We start from the raw sequence: 24026 nt of genomic DNA, 5'->3' as shown, positions 1-24026 counted from the left end.
AGGTATGCTTTTTTATGACAAACTAGTACAAAAAATGTTGAAAACAAATTTTGAAAATTGGATTAAGGAATTTATTATTTTTAGTTGATTACGGTGGATATGCAAATAAAAATTACAGTTTAAGTTAAGCTACATTTTTGTAAATATCGTTTTGATAATTGAACTCCTCTATTGTTTTATAATTCAAAGCACGATGTCTTCTTTTTCTGTTGTACCATATTTCAATATATTCAAATATTTCAAGTTTCATTTGTTCTTTTGATAGTAACTTATTTCCGTAGATAAGTTCTGTTTTGAGAGATTTAAAGAAACTTTCAGCCACTGCATTATCCCAGCAATTCCCTTTTCTACTCATACTCCGGATTACTCCATAAGACTTAATAGTATTAGCAAATCTCTTAGTAGCATATTGTACACCTTGATCGGAATGAAATATTAATCCTTTTTTGATAGCTCTGTTTTTTATTGCCATTCGCCAAGCAGCTAGTGATGTGTCATTCGTGCTCATTGTATTGCTCAAACTCCAGCCAATTAATTTTCGGTCATATAAATCAATTACAGTTGTTAAATACAAAAAACCTTCTTTTGTTTGAATATAGGTAATATCGGACACCCATACTTCTGAAGGTTTAGTTACCATAAAGTTTCTATTGAGCACATTATCAACAATTAGATAATTATGTTTTGAATTGGTTGTAACTTTAAATTTCTTACTTACTTTACTCCGTAAGCCAAGTTGTCTCATGTATTTTGCGACAGTAAATCGTGATATTCGATATCCTAAAGCATGTAGCTCAGATGTTATTCTTGGACTACCATAACGTTGCTTAAATTCAAAATAAAGAGCTTTTATTTTTTCTTTCAGCATATTCTTTTTTAGTAGTCTTTCTGAAACAACCCTGCTTTTCCATTTATAATAGCCACTTGAACTGATTTTTAAAATCAAACACATTTTCTCAATCGTAAACTGGCTTTCATGGTTCTTAATGAACCTGTATTTCATCGACCGCTCTTGGAGAAAATGCTGATTGCTTTTTTTAATATATCACGTTCCATTTCTGCATCTTTCAATTTTTTCTCCAATTCGTGAATACGTTCCTGTTCAGGTGTCAATTTTAAATTTCCTTTTCCAGGGAAACTGCCTTCACCATATTCTTGGTAATCTTTGCGCCATTTATAAAGTAAAGAAACTTTTATTCCAAGTTCTCTGGCTAACTCTGACAAATTGCTTCTTTCGTTACTTAATTCTACAGCTTTAACCTTAAAGGCTGCATCGTAAATTTTTCTTTCTTGTTTCATGTGTTAAAATTAAGATTTTAGTCTTAACTAACACTGTAAGCTAAATTAGTACATCCAAATGGTTTTGTTAACGCAAATGATACTCCTTGTTTGGTTATGTATCGGTCTTTAAATCAAAACTATTCTCAAATTGTTTTGTCAGTAAGTAATCCTGATTTAGGTGCCTCACCTTCTTCTCCTAAAGTAATCACACTAACATTAAATAATAAATGGAATTTACTGGAAACTAATCCTAATGCCAATATTGTTTCGGCAACTGAAACAGCTACAACAATTGCATTTACTACTTCTGATGGACTTCCGGTAGAAATAAAATTGGCTTTAGAAAATCCATGTGCACTGTTAAACGGAACGCCTGAAGCCCCCATTTTAGATATTACACAGCCAACGTATACTGAAGCAGGAAGTATTCAGGTTAGCAGTACAATTGTTAATTTGAGTTTTAGTTTGGATGAAATCACATTTGATAATACTACAGGTCTTTTTGAGAATCTGTCACCGGGTAATTATACGGTATATGCTAAAAATGCCGATGGATGTATTTCTTCAGGAACTAATGCCGTGATTGATCCGCAGCCTGTCGCACCACTGGTAACAATAGATTCGTCTTTGTCAAATAAAAGTTTTTATGCTCCTGCAAAAATTATTCTTACTGCAGATGCATCAGATGCAGATGGAACAATTACAAAGGTTGAATTTTTTAATGAAGCGAATAAGTTAGGAGAAGTTGTAACTGGACCGTATAGTTTTGAATGGGATAATGTTTTGGCAGGAAATTATTCGATAACCGCTAAAGCTACTGATAATGATAATGCGGTTAGTACATCAGAAATAGTTAATGTAAATGTAGCATGTCCTCCTGTACAATTGTTAATTCCAGATGTTTATGCAATGGATCCAAGTGTAGATTTGAAAAACACACTCTATATCGGTTATGGCCCATCATCATTGACACTAACAGCCTTGGTTTTAGATAATCAGGCTGAGGCATATAGCTGGAATACGGGAGCGAAAACAGCTACTATTGAAGTTTCAGAAGCAGGAACTTATACCGTAACAATAACTTATGCAGGGGGGGGCCATGCATCGGCTTCCATTACTATTAATACTTTGGATGTATCCTGTGGTAATAATACAGATAAAGTACAAATTTGTCATAACGGAAAAATCATTTGTGTAGCCAAATCAGCAGTTCAATCACATCTGGATCATGGTGATCATTTGGGGACTTGTTCGGGTAATGGTTTAGATGGATCAACACCAGTTGTTGTTTATCCAAATCCGGTTCAGGATTTTCTAAATGTTAGTGTAACTGAATTAGCGGTAAATGCAAAAATAAGTTTGTATAATTTTTACGGAAATAAAATGAGGGAAATAGCATTTACTACTATACCTCAAAATTTATATGTTGGCGATCTGGTTGTTGGAACTTATTTTGTAGTGATTCAAAATGGAAATCAAATAGCGCAGTACACCATTATAAAAAAATAAGTGATTAGAAAACATGAAAATTCCTAATCAAAATAAGTTTTAAATTTTGATTAGGAATTTTAAACATATAGATTTTAAGTTTTAGTTTAGGTAATAAAAATAGAACCAGCTTAGTATTGAAATTAATAGTAAAAAAAATGAAAAGAATCAAAATGACTAAAAAGTTTATTACAGCCATAACTCTTATAACAGGGGTTTTGTCTTTTGCGCAGCTAAAAGAAAGTAATCCGGCTAAAGAATCCTTTGAGAGTGAATCTTCGATAATCAATTTCAAAAAAAATAAGTCGAGTAGTTTATCAATTAGTAATAAACACCATCAATTTGGGAAATCATCATTACAATGGGAATGGTCAGGAGTGAGTTTTTTTAAAACTTCTAATTTTGGAATATTGAGTAAAAAGGATAGCCCTTTGAAATATGGAGATCATTTTCCTGCGAGCCCAACTTTGGTAATGTCTTTGTATAATGAAAAATCTCAGGATGAAATCATTAAAATTTCTTATGAAAAAGAAGGTAAAGAAGAAGTTTGGTTTTCTATCAAATTAAATTTTACTGGATGGCGTACTATTTGGGTTCCTTTTTATGAGATGAATGGTAATCCGCCCAAAAAAGGAGATGCTATAGCTTATGATACTTTTAAAGTAAGTTGTAGTTCTATTAGGAGCAAAGGGAAATTGTTTTTTGATGATATTGTGTTTTCTCAATATCAAGATGATCGTCACTCTTATCCAGATGTGATGGTACCTTTTATTAAAAAAGATATAGAAGAAGGAAAAGATCATTGGATGCCTTTGATTCGAGATATGAAACGCATTCAGGAAATGCTTGTAAAACCAGTTTCAAATCTACAAAAAGAAGAAATACGGATTATTAAACAACGTATTGATGATACTTTTGATAAAAGTACTGAAAAGAGTGATAATTTATTAAAAGCGAAAAAAGAATATGCTAAATTAAATCTGGTGAAAAATGAGACTGTTTTAGGAGCTCCTTTGACATTTAAAATTGAACAGGTTTACTTTGATAGAGAAGATGTAAATCAGAAAAATTTTTTAGAAATTCAAGATTTTGGTAAAGTTTTAAAGAAAATAGCTAGTTATTACCTTCAAAGCACTGATGAAAATAAGGCTCAAATAGAAGAAATGTTTATTACTGCATCCCAATATTTTTTAGATCAAGGTTGGCAGGAAGGAGCGTCAGGAGGTACCAGACATCATATAGGGTATAATGTTCGAGAGCTTACAGATGCTTTTTATATGATGAAAGAACCATTAAAGAATGCAGGTTTACTAAATGAGGTGGGGAATAGTCTACAATGGATTTTTAATTTGGGTAAGATTTTGGGACCAGAAGAAGAATTTGAAGCTAATATTGATTATTTTAATACTCAATCTTTTTATCATTTGATGCTAATTTTTATGTCGGATAATGTTGAAAAACAAACAGCATTATTAGAGGCTTATTCTAATTATATATCAAAAACTCTGGCTCAGGACAACGAAATAGGTGTGTTTAAGATAGATGGTACTTCATGGCATCACAATGGGCATTATCCAGCTTATGGATTAGGAGCTTTTACTAGTATACCTCCTGTGATTTTTACACTTTCCGGAACTCAATTTAGAATTAACGAGGCCGGGCACAAAAACTTTAAGAAAGCATTAATGACAACAAGGTTGTACAGTCAATTGTTGGATTTTGGTTTTGGAAATGCAGGGCGCCATCCGTTAAAAGACTATTCTATTAAGTCCTTGAAAAATTCATTTTTGTTAATGGCTCGTTCAGGAAATCCTGAAGGTACTTCCAAAATAGATAATGAAGTGGCAGCTGCTTATTTAAGATTGTGGGGCGAAAGCGATAAATTAAATACTACTTTATTTGCAGATATAGATAATGTTGGAAAGGATACTTTGCCGGGGTATCATGTACTCACTTATGCAGCAACTGCTATTCATAGGAGAAATGATTGGGCCGCATTTATCAAAGGATACAGTAAATATGTTTGGGCCTCAGAGATATATGTTGATGCCAATAGATATGGAAGATATCCTGCAAATGGGAGTATTCAGATAAATAATATTGGAGGAGATGAAGCGAGTGGTTTTAAGCAAGAAGGTTGGGATTGGAATCGTTATCCGGGAACAACAGTTGTAAATCTTCCGTTTAAAGAATTAGAGCCTAATACACCATTGTTAATGTTTAGGTCTGAGGAGACTTTTGCAGGAGCAGTAATTTTAGATAATAATGGTGTTTTTGGAATGAAATTAAATGAATCAAAAGGTTCTAATGCAGATGGACCAGAAAAAAATATAGGATTTCCAGGAAAACTTAAGGCTAATAAATCTGTTTTTTCTTTTGGAGATAAATTAATTTGTATTGGAACAGGAATTTCAAGCGTTGACACTGTAAATCCAATACAAACAAACTTATTTCAAAATTTCCTGAGTAGTACTTCGATGCCTATTTATTTATCTGAAAAGAAAGACATTTCGACGTTTCCTTATCAATCGAAGATAGAAGTAGTTGGTAATTCCCGAAAATGGTTAATTGATGCTTATCAAAATGGATACTATATTTTATCCCCCAATACAATTGAAATTAGAAGACAAACTCAAGAATCTTATATTAATAGTTATTCTATAAGAACAAAAGAGATTAATTCAATAAACAAAGGAATTAGCGTTACTAGAGGCAATTTTACTTCTTCATGGATTGAACACGGTAAAGCTCCTAAAGACGCCTCTTATCAGTATGTTATTTATCCCGGTCTTCAAAAGGAAGATATTAATTCTTTTGAAAATAAAATTGAAAAAGATAAATCCTATCAGATTTTGAGAGCTGATAACACGGCTCATATTGTAAGAGATAATGAGAGTTCAACAACAGGCTTCGTAATATTTGATTCGAGTAAAGAGTTGGATAATTCTATTTTGAAAGGTGTTTCAGTCCCTTCGCTTTTGATGATTAAAAACAAAGGAGAAAATGTTACCATAAGTGCGGTTCAGCCAGATCTTAATTTTTCTGAAGTAAAAGATAAGACAATTAGTGGCTATAGCTTGCCTGTTGAATTGAGTATTACTTTAAAAGGGCAATGGAAACTTGCAGCTAATTCAGTAGTCAAATCTATTGTGATTGCGGGTAACAATACACTAATAACTATAGAGTGTAGACATGGATTTTCTAATAAAATTAATTTGACCAAATAAATTTATTATGATTACTAAATTTAAAATATTATTTTTTGTAATGTTTGTTGGAGCTTTTATTGGAGTTAATGCCCAAAAAAAAGAAAAACCGAACATTATATTAATAATGACGGATCAACATCAGGCAGAAGCATTGAGTGTTGCAGGTAATGCAGATGTAAAAACTCCTAATTTAGACAGGTTAGCAAGAAGTGGTATGCGATTTGAAAAAACGTATGTAACTTTTCCTTTGTGTACTCCGTCAAGGTCAAGCATTTTTACAGGTAAAATGCCTCATAATTTAGGCGTAAATTCGAATGAAGTTGGAGATAATATTATAAAATCATCTGAAAAAGAATTGATGCTTGCTAAAGCACTACAGCTTGCAGGTTATGATTGTGCATACGGAGGAAAGTGGCACGCACATGAATCAAGTATGGTTGCCGGTAATGGTTTTGATATGATAGCTCCTATGGGAGACATTGGTTTAGCTGAAAAAAGTATTGATTATTTAAAAGCAAAAAAAGAATCAAAAAAGCCATTTTTTTTGACGGTGTCTTTTGATAATCCTCATAATATATGCGAATGGGCAAGAAATGAGCCATTACCTTATGGAAATATTTTGAGTGTACCATTATATGAGACACCACAGTTACCTAAAAATTATCAGCAAGGGAACTCATTTCCAGAAGTTCTTAAAATGGAACAAGATGCTAACAAAAAAGTTTATCCAACTGCTAATTATACAGAAGAAGACTGGCGTCAATATAGATATACTTATTATAAATTGATTGAAAAAGTAGATTTGGAAATTGGAAAAATTCTAGATGCTATTTATAAACTTAATCTTAGAGAAAATACTTTAATACTATTTACAAGTGACCACGGTGATGGTAATGCTTCACACAGATGGAATCAAAAAACGGCACTTATTGAAGAGTCTGTTAAAGTGCCTTTTATCGCTAGTTATAAAGGAAAAATTAAAACCAATCAAGTCAATACTACTTTGATTTCGAATGGACTTGACTTGTATCCTACCATTTGTGAATATGCTGGTGTTGAAGTACCAAGACAATTAAGCGGAAAAAGTTTAAAAACGGTTTTTGAAATATCAAATAGTACTTTAGATAGAGATTTTATTGTTGTTGAGACTAAATTTGAAGGTAAGAATGCTTTTGGTTCAAGTGGTAGAGCGGTTGTTGGGAAACGTTTTAAATATGTTTTATACAGTTGGGGTAAAAATAGAGAACAGTTATTTGATCTTGAAAATGACCCTTTAGAAATGAATAATTTAACTGATTCTAAATCCCATTCAAAAATTTTAGATCAATACCGAGAGTATTTATTAGATTGGTGTAAATCTACAGGTGACGCCTCTTTTCTAAAAAAAGTAATCTTACCAAGTAACAGTAAATTGTCTTCTAGTGCTCTTTTTGACAAGCCATATTAATAATAACTTTAAATAAATTTTAAAAATGATAAAATCAATTATTACTGGCTGTTTAACTTTAATAACTTTTAGTTTTTATTCCCAAGAGTCTCAAAATAAACAAATTTCAGCCAAACCCAATGTGATTTTTATTTACGCAGATGATCTTGGATATGGTGATTTAAGCTGCTATGGAGCAACTAAGCTTAAAACTCCAAATTTGGATAAACTGGCTAATCAAGGGGTACGTTTTACCAATGCTCATTGTACTTCGGCAACATGTACTCCTTCCAGATACGCATTGCTTACGGGGCAATATCCATGGAGAAAATCAGGAACGGGGATTTTACCGGGAGATGCAGCTTTAATTATTCCAACAAATAAAATGACTTTGCCAAAATTATTTCAGCAGGCAGGTTATAGAACAGCCAATGTAGGTAAATGGCATTTAGGTTTAGGAGATCAGGTAGCTAAAAATTGGAATGGAGAAATAAAGCCAGGCCCAAATGAAGTTGGTTTTGATTATTCCTTTATTTTCCCTGCAACGGCTGATAGGGTACCATCCGTTTTTATGGAAAATCACAAGGTTGTTGCCTTAGATACTAATGATCCAATTCAAGTAGATTACAGTAGTAAAGTAGGTAATGATCCTACGGGGAAAGAGCATCCTGAATTATTAAAAATGAAATCTTCTCCAGGACAAGGACATGACAATACAATTGTTAATGGTATTGGACGTATCGGTTACATGAGTGGTGGTAATAAAGCAAGATGGGTTGATGAGGAAGTTTCTACAACTTTTTTAGAAAAAGCAAAAGAATTTATAGAGGAGAATCATAAGAAAACATTCTTTCTGTATTTTGCTCTTACTGAACCTCATGTTCCGCGTATGCCTGCCACGATGTTTAAGGGAAAAAGTGGTCTGGGTTATCGTGGAGATGCAATTTTGCAGTTAGATTGGACGGTAGGTCAAATCATGAAACAGCTAGAAACATTGGGAATTAACCAAAATACGATGGTTATTTTTACAAGTGATAATGGTGCAGTTTTGGATGATGGCTATCAAGATGAAGCAGTAAGTCAACTAAATGGACATACCCCAAATGGAATTTTAAGAGGTGGAAAGTATAGTGTTCTGGAAGCGGGAACAAGAGTGCCATTTATTTTAAGTTGGCCGGATGTTGTAAAACCAAAAGTATCTTCTGGAATGGTTTGTCAAATGGATTTATTAGCATCTTTTTCTAATTTATTGGAACAACCTATTCTAAAAGAAGATGCGCCAGACAGTGAAAATACATTAGAAACTTTTCTTGGTAAATCAGAAAAAGGAAGAACTATTTTAATAGAACAAGGAGGAAACACATTAGGTAAAGGTGGAACTCTTGCTATAGTAAAAGACAATTGGAAATTTATCCCTGCTAATGATGGAATTTCTTATGATCAATTAGTGGGTATTGAAACAGGTAATGCGAATGAACCCCAATTGTATGATTTAAACGAAGATTTAGGTGAAAAAAATAATTTAGCTAAAAAATTTCCAAATAAAGTTAATGAGTTAGCCAAGTTGTTAAAAGAAAAGACTCAGATAAAAGAGTAAATTAGAAAATAATTTTAAAAAAAATTGCATTCATTTTCCAATTCGAAATTGGCTTATGAATGCAATTTTTTATTTATTAAATTAATTCTTTTTTAGTTTTTAAGATTTTACATTGTTGGTTTTCTTTAAGTTAATTTCAGCAACTTTTTAGTTCTTATTTCCACAATAAAATTTAAAAATAATAATTCTAACTAAATGACTTTTTTATAGTTAATAATATGGTTTTTTTAAGCTAATAAAAAAAATAAAAATTAAAACAAGGGTCATTTTATTACATTTTAGTTAATTTTTTGTGCTCGAGCACATTTTTTCATGCTTTATCTTGTTTATATAATAACGTTTGCATAATATTGTAGTATAAACTAACATATTAACCATATAAATAGAGGCTTATGAAAAATTACCAATTGAAATTCCCAATATTTAATATTGCTTTAAAGCAGTTTTTAATGGGCGTTTTTTGTATGATTGCTCCAGCATTTATACATGCACAAAACAGAATAATATCAGGTTCAGTAAATGATAATCTAAATGAACCTCTTCCTGGGGTTACAGTTTCTGTAAAAGGGACTAAAGTAGCTACTTTAACAGATGGAAATGGTCAATTTAAAATAACCGCTGCATCAAAAGATCAATTGATTTTTACTTACATCGGTTTTGAAACCAGTACTCTTGCTGTTCAAGATAAAACAACTGTAGCTGTTACTTTAAAATCGACAACCAGTGCTTTGGAGGAAGTTGTTGTAATTGGATATGGAACAGTTAAAAAGAAAGATTTGACAGGGGCAGTTTCTAGCGTAGCTATGAGTGATTTAAATAAAGCGCCTGTTCGCTCTTTTGATGAGGCATTGGCTGGTAGAGTAGCGGGAGTTCAGGTCACATCTTCAGATGGTAGACCTGGAGCAGGTATTAATATAGTAATTAGAGGGAATAACTCAGTTACACAGGCTAATAGTCCGTTATATGTTGTGGATGGTTTTTTGATTGAAGATCCTGATAATAATGTTGTGAATCCAAGTGATATTGAATCGATTGATATTTTGAAAGACGCATCGGCTACTGCTATTTATGGTGCTAGAGGAGCTAATGGGGTTGTTGTGATTACTACAAAACAAGGTAAGGCTGGCAAAGCGGTATTTAGTTTCTCAAGTTCAGTAGGGGTTCAAAATAATATAAGTAAAATGGAATTGATGAGTCCTTATGAATTTGTGAAATATCAACTAGAGCTTAATCCTGCTGAAACGTCAATACCGCGTTCACCGACAGAGATTTATCTTTCTGATGGAAAAACCCTAGATTATTATAAAACGCAGAAAGGTATCGATTGGCAAGACTTGACTACTCGAACTGCTTTGTTTAAAAATAATGATTTTTCTGTAAGAGGTGGGACTAAAAAATTAAAATACGCATTTTCTGGTTCGACAAGTGATCAAGATGGTATTTTATTGAATTCCAATTATAAAAGATATCAAGGTCGTGCAGTTTTGGATTATAAAATTACCGATAAATTGAAAATAGGAATTAATACTAATTATAGCCATTTAGAACAATCAGGAATTAATCCAGCCATGTCAACAGGAAGTGCTACTACAAATATTATGGTTTCGGTATGGGGATACAGACCAATTGCAACTGATTCTTCAGTACTTGATTTACTTCAGGATCCGGATGTTAATTCAGCAAATGATTATAGAGTGAATCCACTTTTAAATTTACAAAATTTGTATCGTTTGAACACTACTAAAAATATTAATGCTAATGGATATTTAGAATATTTGTTTACAAAAGACCTTAAACTCAGAACTTCGTTTGGAATTATTGAAAATAGGTTAAGACAAGATCAATTTAATAATTCAAAGACTCAATATGGATTTCCAGGAAATACAAATGGAGTAAACGGAAGAATTTTACACAGTAATTCTAGCAATTGGTTAAATGAGAATACATTAACCTGGGATAAAAAAGTTTCTAAAAAATCAAAAATTAATGTTTTAGGAGGATTTACAATCCAAAAACGAGATTCATGGTCTTATGGTCGTTCGGCTACTCAATTACCAAATGAAGATTTGGGATTAGCAGGATTAGATCAAGGAGTAGCCCAACGTGTAGATTCTTTGGCATCAGTTTGGACAATGTCATCTTTCTTAGGTAGGATTAACTATAATTATGATTCTAAATATCTCTTAACAGCATCGTTCAGAGCAGATGGTTCATCAAAGTTTCCTTCTAAAAACCATTGGGGTTACTTTCCTTCAGCTGCTGCTTCTTGGAGATTTGATAAAGAAAAATTTCTTAAAAATAATAAAACTTTATCTGAGGGTAAATTAAGAGTAAGTTATGGTGTGACAGGAAATAATAGAGTAGGAGACTTTGATTACCTTTCGACTTATTTTAACCCAATAGGGAATAGTTACGTTTTTAATAATGAATATGTACCCGGAGTTGTTGCTACAAATCTTGGAAATTCTGATTTAAAATGGGAATCAACTGAGCAAGTTGATGCAGGTATTGATTTAGGTTTTTTCAATCAACGAATTACTTTGACTGCTGACATATATAGGAAGATAACAAAAGATTTATTATTAAATACTCAACTCCCTCCTTCTTCTGGATTTGGTTCAGCAATAAAAAATATTGGAAGTGTTGAAAATAAAGGATTGGAGTTAACTTTAACTACTAAAAATATTAATACAAAAGATTTTACATGGACTACTAGTGCTAATATAGCTTTTAATAAAAATAAGTTAATTGCTTTAGGTGAGGATCAAGAATCTCTTGAGAGTACTGTAAATTGGGATAATCAATGGAATACTACAAGTGCTTACATAGCTAAAATAGGACAACCTTTGGGTTTGATGTATGGTTATGAGTCATTGGGAACTTACAAATATGAAGATTTTAATTTAGATACAACTACAGGTATTTATACATTAAAGCCAGATGTTACAACTAACGGTAATACAAGAGCTAATATTAAACCAGGAGATATAAAATACAAAGATCAAAATGGTGATTTAGTAGTTAATTCTAATGATTATACTGTAATTGGGAAAGGATTACCTGTTCATACAGGTGGATTTTCTAATAACTTTACTTATAAAGGTTTTGATTTGAATATCTTTTTTCAGTGGTCTTATGGAAATGACATTTTGAATGCTAATCGTGTTTTATTTGAAGGGAATACAAAAAACCAAGGTTATTTAAATCAATTTGCCAGCTATGAAAATAGATGGACACCAGAGAATTCAGATTCAGATATTTTTCGTACCAGAGGTTACTTTGGTGGAGGTTACTCATCTAATTTTGTAGAAGATGGTTCTTATTTAAGATTAAAAACAGTTTCTTTAGGTTATAATTTTGATGCTAGTTTTCTTAAAAAATTACGTTTAAAATCATTAAGATTTTATGTGTCAGGACAAAATCTAATTACTTGGACTGATTATTCCGGTCCAGATCCGGAGGTAAATACCTATAGTTCAGCATTAACACCAGGATTCGATTTCTCATCCTATCCTCGTGCACGAACTATAGTTTTTGGTACAAATATTTCATTTTAATAACATTAATTCTTTTCAGATGAAAAATATATATATAGGATTATTACTGGTCTCAATTTTCACTAGTTCATGCGAGGATTTTTTAAATACCGAACCAAAGAATAAAATTGCTTTAGAACAATATTATACAGATGAAGAAGGATTAACACAGGCTCTAGCTGGAGTGTATGATCCTTTAGGTTCAGATAAATTGTATGGAAATGCAATGTATACAACTTTAGAGGCTTGTACTGATGAAGGTTATTATGCTCGTTCTGCTCAAGTAACAGGTACACAGGTGTATAATTTTGATCCTACTGCAGCTGATGTGGCTGGATTATGGAGTGAACTCTACAATGGAATAAATAGGGCTAATGATTTAATCGCAAATATAAATGTTCCTAAGATGGATGAAAATAAACGTGAGGTTATTTTAGGCGAAGCTTTATTTTTGAGAGGCTATTATTACTTTATGCTAGTAACTAGATTTGGAGAAGTACCTTTAAAAACTACACCTACAACTAGTCCTAATGGGGTTCAAATTGCTAAATCTTCAATTGCTGAAGTGTATGCTCAAATATTAAAAGATATGACAGAAGCTGAAGCAAAAGTTGGAACTGTTACCTCTTATGGATACTCTAGTCGAATTTCTAAAACAGCAGTACAGGGTATTCTTGCTAGGGTTTGTTTGCAAATGGCTGGCTATCCTTTAATGGATAGTTCAAAGTATGCAGATGCTTTAGCTTGGTCTAAAAAAGTAATAGATTCAGGAGAACATTCTTTGAATGTTAGTTTTGATACTAATCCTGCTTTAGCACCTTTTAACCCAACTATAACAGCTAATACCTCTAATAATGGATACCGTCAAATATTTATCAACCAAGCACAGGATATCTATGATGTAAAAGAATGTATTTGGGAAATTGATTTCAAAGGAAATCGTACTGACTCCTATACTGAAACTGGTCGTGTGGGAAACACCAATGGAATTACTATGACTGGAGTTAATTTTGAATCAACAATAGGATATAGTTATGGTTTTATTAAAGGTACAGGTCGATTATTTAATAAATATGGCACTGGCGATTTACGTCGTGATTGGGTCTTAACAACTTATACTTTTAATAATAATACTGGAGCCAAAACTGCTATTGCAAAAACAATGGCTTATGGTAGAGATTGTGGAAAATGGAGAAGAGAGTATGAAATTCTAACACCTAAAAATAAAAATCATACTCCTATTAATTTTCCTGTTTTGAGATATGCGGATGTTCTTTTAATGTATGCGGAAGCTGAAAATCAAGTAAATGGGCCAACTGAAGAAGCTGTTGAAGCAGTTAATAAAGTACGTCGTAGAGGATATGGACAAACTAATTTGACACTAGCTTATCCAACATCTGATGTAGCAACAGCAACGGCAGCAGCGTCTAAAAGTGCTTTTCAACTATTTATTGAAGATGAACGTATGCGTGAATTGTGTTTTGAGGGTACACGTCGTTCTGATTTAATTCGTTGGAATAAATTTGTTAGCACAATGAATGCTGTAGGTGCTGAAATGAGTGCAGCCCCAACTCCAGCAAACCAACAGTATGGAGGTTTAGGAGGGAGAAATGTTACTGCAAGAAACGTATTATTCCCTATCCCTTCAGTAGAAATATTGTCAAATAAAGCATTAACACAAAGTGAGCCTTGGTTAAATTAATAAATTATCAAATTGCCATGATTCATTGTATATAATGAATCATGGTGATATTATATTTCTTTAAAAAAAACAATAAATAACAACTTATGAAAATACTTAAATATCTTTTATTACTGCTATCTTTTTATAGCTTGTCAGTTTCTGCACAAAAAGCTAATAAGAAAGAAAAGACAGTAATGAAAAAAATGATTCAGGATAATTTTGTATTTGCAGCAAAGCAATATAAATATTTGGAGAAAGCGACTCCTTTGGATTCAATGCCAAGAACATTTAGTAATAACAAGCATATTAATTCTGATGTGTACTGGTGGTGTAGTGGTTTCTATCCGGGAACGCTTCTATATATTTATGAATATACTAAAAAACCATGGGTATTTGAAGATGCTAAAAAAAGATTAGCGATTTTAGATACAGTAAAGTATTTCACTAAAAACCATGATTTAGGTTTTATGATGTTTTGCAGTTATGGGAATGCGTTTCGATTAACTAAAAATGAAGAGTATAAAAAAGTAATTCTGGAATCGGCTAAATCATTGGCAACAAGATACCGTCCTAATGCCAAAGTGATCCAATCTTGGGAAATTACCGATGGAGGCTTGAGACAAAAAGGATTTGTAGGTCCGGTTATTATTGATAATATGATGAATATTGAAATGCTGGAATGGGCAAGCCAAAATAGTACTGATAAAAGTTTTGCCGATATAGCAAGAAATCATGCTAATACCACAATTAAAAATCATTTTAGACCTGATTATAGTAGCTACCATGTACTAGATTATGATTTAAATACTGGAGAAGTTCGTAAAAAAGTTACCGCTCAAGGGTATTCAGATTCTAGTTCATGGAGTAGAGGTCAAGGTTGGGCACTTTACGGTTATACTATGATGTACCGTTTTACAAAAGATCCTGTTTACTTAAATCAGGCACAAGGAATTGCAAAATTTATATTGAACCATCCTAATTTACCCGCCGATAAAATTCCGTATTGGGATTTTGATGACCCTAAAATCCCTGATGCGCTAAGAGATGTATCAGCGGCATCCGTGTTTGCCTCAGCCTTGCTGGAATTAGGACAATATACTTCAGGAAAAGAAAAACAAAATTATGTTGATGTTGCTAAAATTATTTTAAAGTCATTATCTAGTCCTAAATATCGAGCACAATTAGGTTCTAATGGTGGTTTTCTTTTGAAGCATAGTGTAGGATCAATTCCTCATAAAAGTGAAATTGATGTACCTCTTACTTATGCCGATTATTATTTCCTAGAAGCATTATTACGTTACAAAGATTGGTATTTGTAGAAAAGAATATTCATTAATGAATTAAATAAAATCTATTAAAATGTATAATTGTAATAAAAGCCCTATTCAAAATATATTAATTGTCTGTCTGAATTTATTAGCTTTAACAGATGTTTTTGCTCAAGATAAATCTAAAATATTTGAAGATTATAAGAAAGATAGAAATCTTTTACCTGATTTCTCTTATGTAGGTTATCATCAGGGAGAAAAAGAAATTCCCAATGTTACTAATTATAAGATTTTTGATGTCACCACTTTTGGAGCAAAGCCTAATGATGATATTTCAGATAAAATTGCCATACAAAAAGCAATAGATGCGGCTAATAAAAATGGTTCTGGAATTGTTTTTTTCCCTAAAGGAAGATTTTTAGTGAATGAAGAAAGTGATGCAACAAATTCTATTATATCAAAGAAAGGCAATATCATTTTTAGAGGAAGTGGTTCTGGTTTGAATGGTACTGAATTGTATATGAAAAATACACTTCCGCCAGCAGATCCATCAAAAATGTGGACCGTTCCACCATTATTTCTTTTTACTAGCGGAGGTGCTGATAAAAAAATAGGATTTATTACTAAAGCAGCAGCAGTTGGAGATTGTACTATTGAGTTAAATACGATTGAAGGTTTAGAGTCAGGAGATTGGATTGTTTTAAAATTATTAGATAATAATAAAGATTTAATTGTAGCGGAATTGAAGACTCAACAAGTTGAACCAACATGGAGTTATCTGGTTAATAAAGGAATTGATGTTAAGGTTTATTATCAAATCAAAAGTATTAAAAACAATAAGCTCATTCTTAAAGCACCTGTTTCGTATACTATTGATCCAAAATACAAATGGGAAGTTTCTAAATTTGCTAATAGTGAAGAGATTGGTATAGAGGATGTTGCATTTGTGGGCAATTGGAAAGAAAAATTTGTTCATCATCGTTCATGGCAAGATGATAGTGGCTATACGATGTTGCGAATCAATAGAACAACAAATTCATGGATGAAAAATTGTCGTTTTACCGATTGTAGTGTTGCAGCAATAGTTTTACAAAGTGCTAATATTTCTGTATTAAATTGTAAAATTGACGGCAACAGTGGTCATGAAGCCATTACTTCTAATGGTTCTACCAATGTATTAATTGCGAATTGTGTTGATGAAGCATCCCAATGGCATTCCTTTGGTTCATCACATGGATCAATGAATACTGTAATTTTAAATTGTACTTATCCTTCGACAACTTGTTTTGAATCTCACGCAAGCCAGCCAAGAAATACATTATTAGATGGTGTTGAAGGCGGTTTGATGAAAAATAGAGGAGGAGGTGCATTAGAAAATATGCCTAATCATATGCAAGGTTTAGTTCTATGGAATTATAAACAAACTAATGAACCGGTAAAAGATTTTGAGTTTTGGCCATCATCTAAAGTATATGAATATTGGAAAATTCCTAAACCTGTTATTGTTGGATTTACCAGTAAGGGAACAACTTTTAGAATGGATCAACTAGGACAATCAGAATCAATAGGAAAAGCTGTAGAGCCTGCTTCTTTGTATTTAGCTCAATTAAAATTAAGATTGGATAAGTTACCAAAATGGATTAAGGAACTTGAATAAAAAAAAACTAATTATGAAATATATAAGATATAGTATTTGTACAAAATTTTTCCTTTTACTCTCAATAGTTTTTGGAATTTCTTGTGATGCTCAAAATAATGTTAAATATAAAAAAGCACCAAATTTACTTATTATTCTTGCTGATCAGTGGAGAGCTCAAGCAGTAGGTTTTGAAGGGAGAGAGCCAGTTATGACTCCTTATTTAGATCAATACGTTAAGGAAAGTTTAGTGTTGGAACAGATGGTCAGTAATTATCCTGTTTGTTCGCCAGCCAGGGCTATGCTCATGACTGGTCAATATCCTATTAAAAATAAGGTTTACAGTAATGTAAATTCTGCATCTGCTCCTTTTGGAATTGAATTGCAGGAGAATGCTATATGTTGGTCTGATATTTTAAAAGAAAATGGATATTCTAATGGATATATTGGGAAATGGCATTTGGATTCACCATATAAACCTTATGTGCCAACATCTAATAATGTAGGATCAGTGGCATGGAACGAATGGACTTCACCTGATAAAAGACACGGTTTTGATTATTGGTATGCTTATGGAACTTATGATGAGCACGATAGACCAATGTATTGGGATACCTATGATAAAAGAGATGAATTTAAATATGTAAATGAATGGGGACCAATACATGAAGCTGATAAAGCATTGGCATATATGAAAAATGAAGAAGGTAAAATCAGAAATTCGGATGCGCCATTTTCTTTAGTAGTATCTATGAATCCACCCCATTCAGAATACCAAAGAGTTCCTGAAAAATATTATCAGCTTTATAAAGATGTTCCATTAGAAGACCTTATTAAAGATCCCAATATTCCTGCTGCAGGGACAAAAATGGGAGATACTTATCGAAAAGATATTCGTTATTATTATGCAAATATTACGGGAGTTGATGAACAAATTGGACGTATTTTGAATGGTCTTAAAGATATGAAATTAGACGACAATACTATCGTAGTGATTATGGCTGACCATGGTAATTGTTTAGGTAAACATTCGGAAATATCAAAAAATAACATCTTTGAGGAATCATTAAGAATACCATTCATAGTTCGTTGGAAAAACCATATTGTTCCAAGAAAAGACAGTACTTTTTTAGGAAGTTTGCCTGATATTTATCCAACACTATTAGAACTTATGGGGTTGAAAAATAAAATACCTAAAAATTTAGATGGTAAAAGTTATGCTCAATATTATCTGAACGGTAAAGGGAAAAAGCCAACCGAGCAATATATTTTAGGTGCTATTATTAGTGACAATGTTGATATGAATACTGGTTTTAGGGGAATCCGAACTAAAGATTATAAACTTTCGTTTGTAAAGAAAAAAAAGAAAGGGGAATATGTATTATATGATTTAAAAGCAGATCCTTTTGAATTGACTAATATTTATAAACCAGATTTACCAATTGTAAAAAAATTACAGCCCGTTTTAAAGCAATGGCTTGAAAAAACTAAAGATGGCTTTATTTTAGAATAATTAAGTATTTAATAAAAAAAATGACAATGAATTTATTTGATTTAACAGGGAAAACAGCACTAATTACAGGAGGAGTTCACGGTTTAGGAATGGCTATGGCAAAAGGATTAGGATATGCCGGAGCAAAAATTGTAGTAAACGATCTTTCGCAAGAAAACATAGACAAAGCTATCGCAGAATACAAATCGGAAGGAATAGAAGCTTATGGATATGTATTTGATGTAACTGATGAAGCAGCAGTAATTGCCAGCATCAGTAAAATAGAATCTGAAGTGGCTCCAATTGATATTTTAATTAATAATGCAGGTATTATCAAAAGAACTCCTATTATCGAAATGGAGGTTAAGGATTTCGCTGCGGTAATAAATGTAGATTTAATAAGTCCCTTTATTGTTTCAAAAAATGTTGCCAAAGGGATGATTCAACGCGGAGGAGGTAAAATCATTAACATTTGTTCAATGATGAGCGAATTAGGAAGAGACTCTGTAAGTGCTTACGCTGCAGCTAAAGGAGGTTTGAAAATGTTAACTAAAAATATGGCAACTGAATGGGCCAAATTTAATATTCAAACTAATGGTATTGGTCCAGGTTATTTTGCAACCAGCCAAACAGCTCCAATCAGAGTTGACGGACATCCATTTAATGAATTTATCATCAGTAGAACTCCTGCTAATAGATGGGGAGATCCAGAAGATTTACAGGGTGCGGCAATATTTTTAAGCTCAAAAGCGAGTGATTTTGTAAACGGACACATCCTTTATGTAGATGGAGGAATTCTTGCTACCATTGGAAAACCTTCTAATGAATAATAAATATTTTAAGCTATTTCCACTAATACTGTTTCAAAAAGCAGTGTTAGTGGAAATAAATATCAGAACAAAATCTAAAATACTATCATGAAATACATTAAGAGTGCTTGCTTATTATTTCTTTTTTTCCATTACTACTTTTGTCCCAAACAAAAAGAATTATTGAAATACAGAATAATTCGAATTTAGAAAGAAACGAAGTTGTTATAGCAATCAAATGGGAAACCATCTTATCTCATTATCCTCAAATAGATACGTTAAATTTTGTTGTGATTAATGCTAAGACTAAAAAGCAGATTCCCTATCAATTGGAACACAAAGGACTTCCGGGAATTCAAAATTTACTTGTGCAAGTAAGTATCAAAGCCAAAACAACAGTTGGTCTATCTATACAAAAAGGAAAACCAATGGTATTGCAAACCAAAACCTTTGCCCGTTATGTTCCTGAGAGACTGGATGATTTTGCTTGGGAAAATGACCGTATTGCATTTAGAGCTTATGGTAGAGCATTGGAAGGCAAAAGAGATGATGCTTATGGTTTAGATGTTTGGGTAAAGCGAACGGATAAAATGGTTATAAATGAACGCTACAAGGTAGGAGAGTATCATGTTGATCACGGGAATGGATTAGATTACTACAAAGTCGGTTTTACTTTAGGAGCAGGCAGTATGGCACCTTATATTAAAGATACTGTGCGTTATTCCGGAAATTACAATCGATGGAAATTACTGGATAATGGTCCTTTACGTTCTACTTTTCAATTGGAGTACGATACTTGGGATGCAGTTGGTATCAAAGTTAGATGTACTCGAATAATTTCATTAGATGCAGGTTTACAACTGAATCGAATAGAAAATAGTTACACTTATGTGGATAGTAAAGTATTACCAGTTGCAGTTGGTATAAGTAAAAGACCTGAAAGTGGAGTACTTTTGTTAAATGAGCAACAAGGAATTATAGGGTATTGGGAACCTACTCATGGTAATGATGGTACGACTGGGGTTGGTGCTGTTTTAACTACTGAAGTCAAGAATATGTTGGTAGGAAATAATCAATTATTAGCTCTAACCGAGGCAAAAAATAGTGAGCCAATAGTTTATTATGCAGGAGCTGTTTGGGATAAGGCAGGGAAAATTACAAATTCAGCGCAATGGTTTGAGTATCTCAATCATTTTTCTCAGGGATTAAAGAATCCATTGTTGGTAATTTTAAAATAAAATTCAATTATAGTTAATGAAATCTAATGTTGCCATTTTTGGATTATTATCTTTTTTCTTTTTTGCTTGTAAAAATAAGCAGGATGATAAAAAAGCTATTAATGAAACAATGAGTTGTGAAGCTTCTTTACCAGCTCGTTTTTCTGTTGGAAAAACTTCAGATACAGTTAATAAATCAAAAAAAGTTTCTTACGAAGGGATGGTGAAGATTTCCGGAGGTGAATTTCTGATGGGGGCTTCGGATAAAGAAGGAAGATCGATGAGTATCCTCAACATAAGGTTATTGTCAAAAGTTTTTGGATGGATGCTACCGAAGTAACTAATGCCCAATTTGAGAAATTTGTAAAGGCAACAGGCTATATCACAACTGCTGAAATAAAACCCAATTGGGAAGAAATAAAAAAACAATTACCTCCAGGTACTCCAAAACCTGATGAAAGTTTATTAGTTGCGGCATCATTGGTTTTTACGCCTACTACTACTGCAGTTAATTTAAATGATGCATCCCAATGGTGGACATGGACTAAAGGGGCTAGCTGGAAACATCCGCACGGACCTGAAAGTACTATTAATGGAAAAGAAAATTATCCTGTAGTACACATTTCATGGGACGATGCAAATGCATATGCAAAATGGGCTGGCAAAAGATTACCTACCGAAGCTGAATGGGAGTTTGCAGCTCGAGGAGGATTGATTGATAAAAAATATTTTTGGGGAAATGAAGAGCCCGAAAAAGCGAAACCCAAGGCAAATATTTGGCAGGGAAAATTTCCCTATTTGAATACTGCTGTTGATAAATTTACAGTAGCAGCTCCTGTAAAATCATTTTCGCCTAATGGTTATGGTTTGTATGATATGGCAGGAAATGTTTGGGAATGGTGTAGTGATTGGTACACGCCTGAGTATTATAAAGAATTAACACAATCTGTCTCAGAAAATCCCAAAGGACCTTCAAAGAGTCATGACCCAATGGAGCCTACTATTCCTAAAAAAGTGGTTAGAGGAGGATCGTTTCTTTGTAATGCTTCTTACTGTAAAGGATACCGCGTTACGGCAAGAATGAAGTCATCACCCGATACTGGTTTGCAACACACTGGTTTTAGATGTGTGGCAGATGTCAAGTAATTGTACAATAGAATATAGAAAAAGAGTATCGCTTTAACAGTTTTAAATTATTATTTATGCTTTTAGTGTAGATAATATTCTTGTATAGTAAGTAAAGTATTAATCCATTAACCAAACAAATAATCATGAGTTCTAAATTATTTCATATAGTTTTTATTAGCTGTTGTATCTTAATTTTTAATTGCTCCCTTGCGCAGCAAAAGCCTAATATTGTCTTTATCCTTTCTGATGATGCTGGTTATGCCGATTTTAGTTTTCAATCTTCACGATTAATACCTACTCCAAACATTGATCGTGTAGCGAAGGAAGGTGTAAAATTTACTAATGGATATGTTACGGGTGCTGTTTGTAGTCCATCGAGGGCAGGTTTGCTTACAGGAGTGTATCAGGCAAAATTTGGTCACACTACAAACTTTATTCAAGGGGTAAAATATAACCTTCCGCTTGATAGCCTTGGTTTACCAACAAACAAAAATTAGTTGGTGATTATCTAAAACCTTTGGGATATACTACAGGTATTGTTGGTAAATGGCATTTGGGATTGTCTGCTCCTTTTCATCCCAATAAAAGAGGTTTTGATTATTTCTGGGGATTTCTCTGGGGTAGCAGTGCTTATGATGTAACCAAAAAACGGTTTATTGAAGAAAACGGGAATCAACTGGATGCTTCAACCATTCCATATACGACAGATGCAATTGGAGATAAATCGGTAGAGTTCATTAAAGCGAATAAGGATAAACCCTTTTATCTTTATGTGTCATTCAATGCACCGCATACACCTATGCAAGCTAAACCGGAATTGTTGGAGAGGTTTACTAAAGAATTAAACAATCGTAACCGCGCATTAAATGCCGCTCTCACTTACAATATGGATGAAAACGTGGGTAAAATATATAGAGCACTTGAACAATTGAATTTATTAGAAAATACTATTATTTTTTTACGAATGATAACGGTGGACAGGTAGAACATAGTTTTGCTGATAATTATCCATTGCGTGGAATGAAAAGTGATGTGTATGAAGGAGGTATTCGAGTGCCAATGGCTATGAGCTGGAAGGGTAAAATACAGCCGGGGACTGTATTCGAAATACCAGTTACCACACTTGATTTTTTACCTACCTTTTTAACTGCCGCAGGAGCCAAATTGAAAGATAGTGTTTACGCTAGGCTTGAAGGTAGGAATCTCATAAGAATGATTAATTCACCTACGGATAAGGATTATAATCGTTCCCTTTTCTGGTATGTAAATACCAATAGAGGATGTATGCGTAAAGGAGATTTTAAAATGGTTTTTCTTCCAAATCAGCAGCCTCAATTGTATAATTTGAAAAATGATATTTCTGAAACTAAAGATTTACTTGGCACTGAAATAATAATTTCTGATGCCATGACCAAAGAATACATGCGTTGGAAAAAACAGTTACCTCCGTTCAAATGGTATCCAATTAGAAAACAGATAAACAGGAAGAGTAAATCATAATTTTCATAAAATGAACAAAAAGGATATTAGGTCATTAAATCCAGAATCATTTTTATATTTCAACTCCAAATTAAAGGCATATAACATCCAAAGTAGAATAACCATGCGCATTAAATGTTTTTTATCTTTCGTTGTATTAATTGGTATTAACACTAACATTTTTGCCAAAAAAATCTATGTTGATAATTGCTCAAACATATAAAGTCTTAAATAATTTGAGACCCGGAGACAGCCTGGTATTTAAAAAGGGAGAATATAAGGATATTCAATTATTGCTTAAACAAAATGGAAGCAGCAGTAAACCAATTTTAATTGCGGAAACACCAGGTAGTGTAATTTTCTGTGGAGACGTGAAAGTGGCTATGTATGGTACATACACAGAGCTTAACGGCATTTATTTTACCAATGGAAACCGTAATCCAAATCAATGGAAGTCACATGGACCCGGACTTATTGCTATGTATGCCAGCTATTGCAGGGTTTCCAATTGTGCATTTAACAATTTCGATGAAGCTAATTCAGCATACATTACTACATCATTGGACGAAAACGGAAATGTCCCACACATTGTCGCATTGACCATTGTAGTTTTACGAATAAACTTACCTTCGATCAGGTTATTAACTTAAACAATCAAAAAGCTCCAGACAAAACAAGCCAGGTAATTGCACCACCAATGTACCATCGTGTGGATCATTGCTTTTTCTCGAATCCCAAAAAGAAAGGTAATGCCGGAGGTGCTATCCGTGTAGGGT

Annotated in this window: 16 protein-coding genes and 1 pseudogene; 16 read left to right on the top strand and 1 reads right to left on the bottom strand. The window is 32.8% G+C overall.

All coding sequences use genetic code 11. From position 1 onward, the window contains the following. Positions 1-124: 124 nt before the first annotated feature. A protein-coding gene (locus BIW12_RS00090) for an IS3 family transposase (protein ID WP_394332086.1) occupies positions 125-1299 on the bottom strand; the annotation gives its coding sequence in 2 pieces (ribosomal slippage) (positions 125-1041 and positions 1041-1299; 1176 coding nt in all). Between the two features lie 96 nt (positions 1300-1395). Here BIW12_RS00090 and BIW12_RS00080 point away from each other — a divergent pair. The 16 genes and pseudogenes from BIW12_RS00080 (at position 1396) to BIW12_RS00005 (ending at position 23900) form a co-directional block, all read left to right on the top strand. Then, entirely contained in the window at positions 1396-2790 is a 1395-nt protein-coding gene (locus BIW12_RS00080) for an Ig-like domain-containing protein (RefSeq protein ID WP_071183240.1), read from the top strand. A gap of 137 nt (positions 2791-2927) precedes the next feature. Further along, positions 2928-5996 (top strand): chondroitinase family polysaccharide lyase, encoded by a 3069-nt coding sequence (locus BIW12_RS00075; RefSeq protein WP_071183239.1) that lies wholly within the window; start codon positions 2928-2930, stop codon positions 5994-5996. A gap of 7 nt (positions 5997-6003) precedes the next feature. Next, complete coding sequence (locus tag BIW12_RS00070) at positions 6004-7425, top strand: sulfatase family protein (RefSeq protein ID WP_071183238.1); 1422 nt, start codon at positions 6004-6006, stop codon at positions 7423-7425. Between the two features lie 25 nt (positions 7426-7450). Continuing rightward, positions 7451-9001, top strand: a complete 1551-nt coding sequence (locus BIW12_RS00065) for a sulfatase family protein (protein WP_071183237.1) — start codon at positions 7451-7453, stop codon at positions 8999-9001. Between the two features lie 392 nt (positions 9002-9393). Further along, positions 9394-12558 (top strand): SusC/RagA family TonB-linked outer membrane protein, encoded by a 3165-nt coding sequence (locus BIW12_RS00060; RefSeq protein ID WP_083382017.1) that lies wholly within the window; start codon positions 9394-9396, stop codon positions 12556-12558. Positions 12559-12577: 19 nt separating this feature from the next. Next, a complete protein-coding gene (locus BIW12_RS00055) occupies positions 12578-14239 on the top strand; it encodes a RagB/SusD family nutrient uptake outer membrane protein (RefSeq protein ID WP_071183235.1) in 1662 nt (553 codons plus the stop codon). A gap of 86 nt (positions 14240-14325) precedes the next feature. Then, a complete protein-coding gene (locus BIW12_RS00050) occupies positions 14326-15540 on the top strand; it encodes a glycoside hydrolase family 88 protein (RefSeq protein ID WP_071183234.1) in 1215 nt (404 codons plus the stop codon). 40 nt (positions 15541-15580) lie between these two features. Then, the gene (locus BIW12_RS00045) at positions 15581-17146 is read left to right on the top strand and encodes a DUF4955 domain-containing protein (protein WP_071183233.1); all 1566 of its coding nucleotides are present in this window, start codon (positions 15581-15583) and stop codon (positions 17144-17146) included. Positions 17147-17159: 13 nt separating this feature from the next. Next, positions 17160-18638, top strand: coding sequence for a sulfatase family protein (locus BIW12_RS00040; protein ID WP_071186027.1), 1479 nt, complete (start codon positions 17160-17162; stop codon positions 18636-18638). Positions 18639-18658: 20 nt separating this feature from the next. Beyond that, positions 18659-19447: a gluconate 5-dehydrogenase gene (locus tag BIW12_RS00035; protein ID WP_071183232.1), complete on the top strand. Its 789-nt coding sequence runs from the start codon at positions 18659-18661 to the stop codon at positions 19445-19447. Positions 19448-19587: 140 nt separating this feature from the next. After that, a complete protein-coding gene (locus BIW12_RS00030; RefSeq protein ID WP_232227118.1) occupies positions 19588-20664 on the top strand; it encodes a DUF4861 family protein in 1077 nt (358 codons plus the stop codon). A 16-nt stretch (positions 20665-20680) separates the two neighbouring features. Continuing rightward, a complete protein-coding gene (locus BIW12_RS16525) occupies positions 20681-20983 on the top strand; it encodes a hypothetical protein (protein ID WP_232227117.1) in 303 nt (100 codons plus the stop codon). Further along, positions 20965-21789, top strand: coding sequence for a formylglycine-generating enzyme family protein (locus BIW12_RS00025; protein ID WP_232227115.1), 825 nt, complete (start codon positions 20965-20967; stop codon positions 21787-21789). The genes BIW12_RS16525 and BIW12_RS00025 overlap by 19 nt, the downstream gene beginning before the upstream one ends. A gap of 125 nt (positions 21790-21914) precedes the next feature. After that, positions 21915-22268 carry a sulfatase family protein gene (locus tag BIW12_RS16615; RefSeq protein ID WP_071183230.1) on the top strand — a complete coding sequence of 118 codons (354 nt, stop codon included), beginning with the start codon at positions 21915-21917 and terminating at the stop codon, positions 22266-22268. Positions 22269-22288: 20 nt separating this feature from the next. Next, positions 22289-23271: pseudogene (locus BIW12_RS16695) on the top strand (sulfatase-like hydrolase/transferase). Positions 23272-23432: 161 nt separating this feature from the next. After that, a complete protein-coding gene (locus tag BIW12_RS00005) occupies positions 23433-23900 on the top strand; it encodes a chondroitinase-B domain-containing protein (RefSeq protein WP_157499441.1) in 468 nt (155 codons plus the stop codon). Positions 23901-24026: the final 126 nt, after the last annotated feature.

Origin of the sequence: Flavobacterium commune (assembly GCF_001857965.1) — a bacterium.
GTDB lineage: Bacteria > Bacteroidota > Bacteroidia > Flavobacteriales > Flavobacteriaceae > Flavobacterium > Flavobacterium commune.
This window is presented reverse-complemented; position numbering and strand designations above follow the sequence as displayed.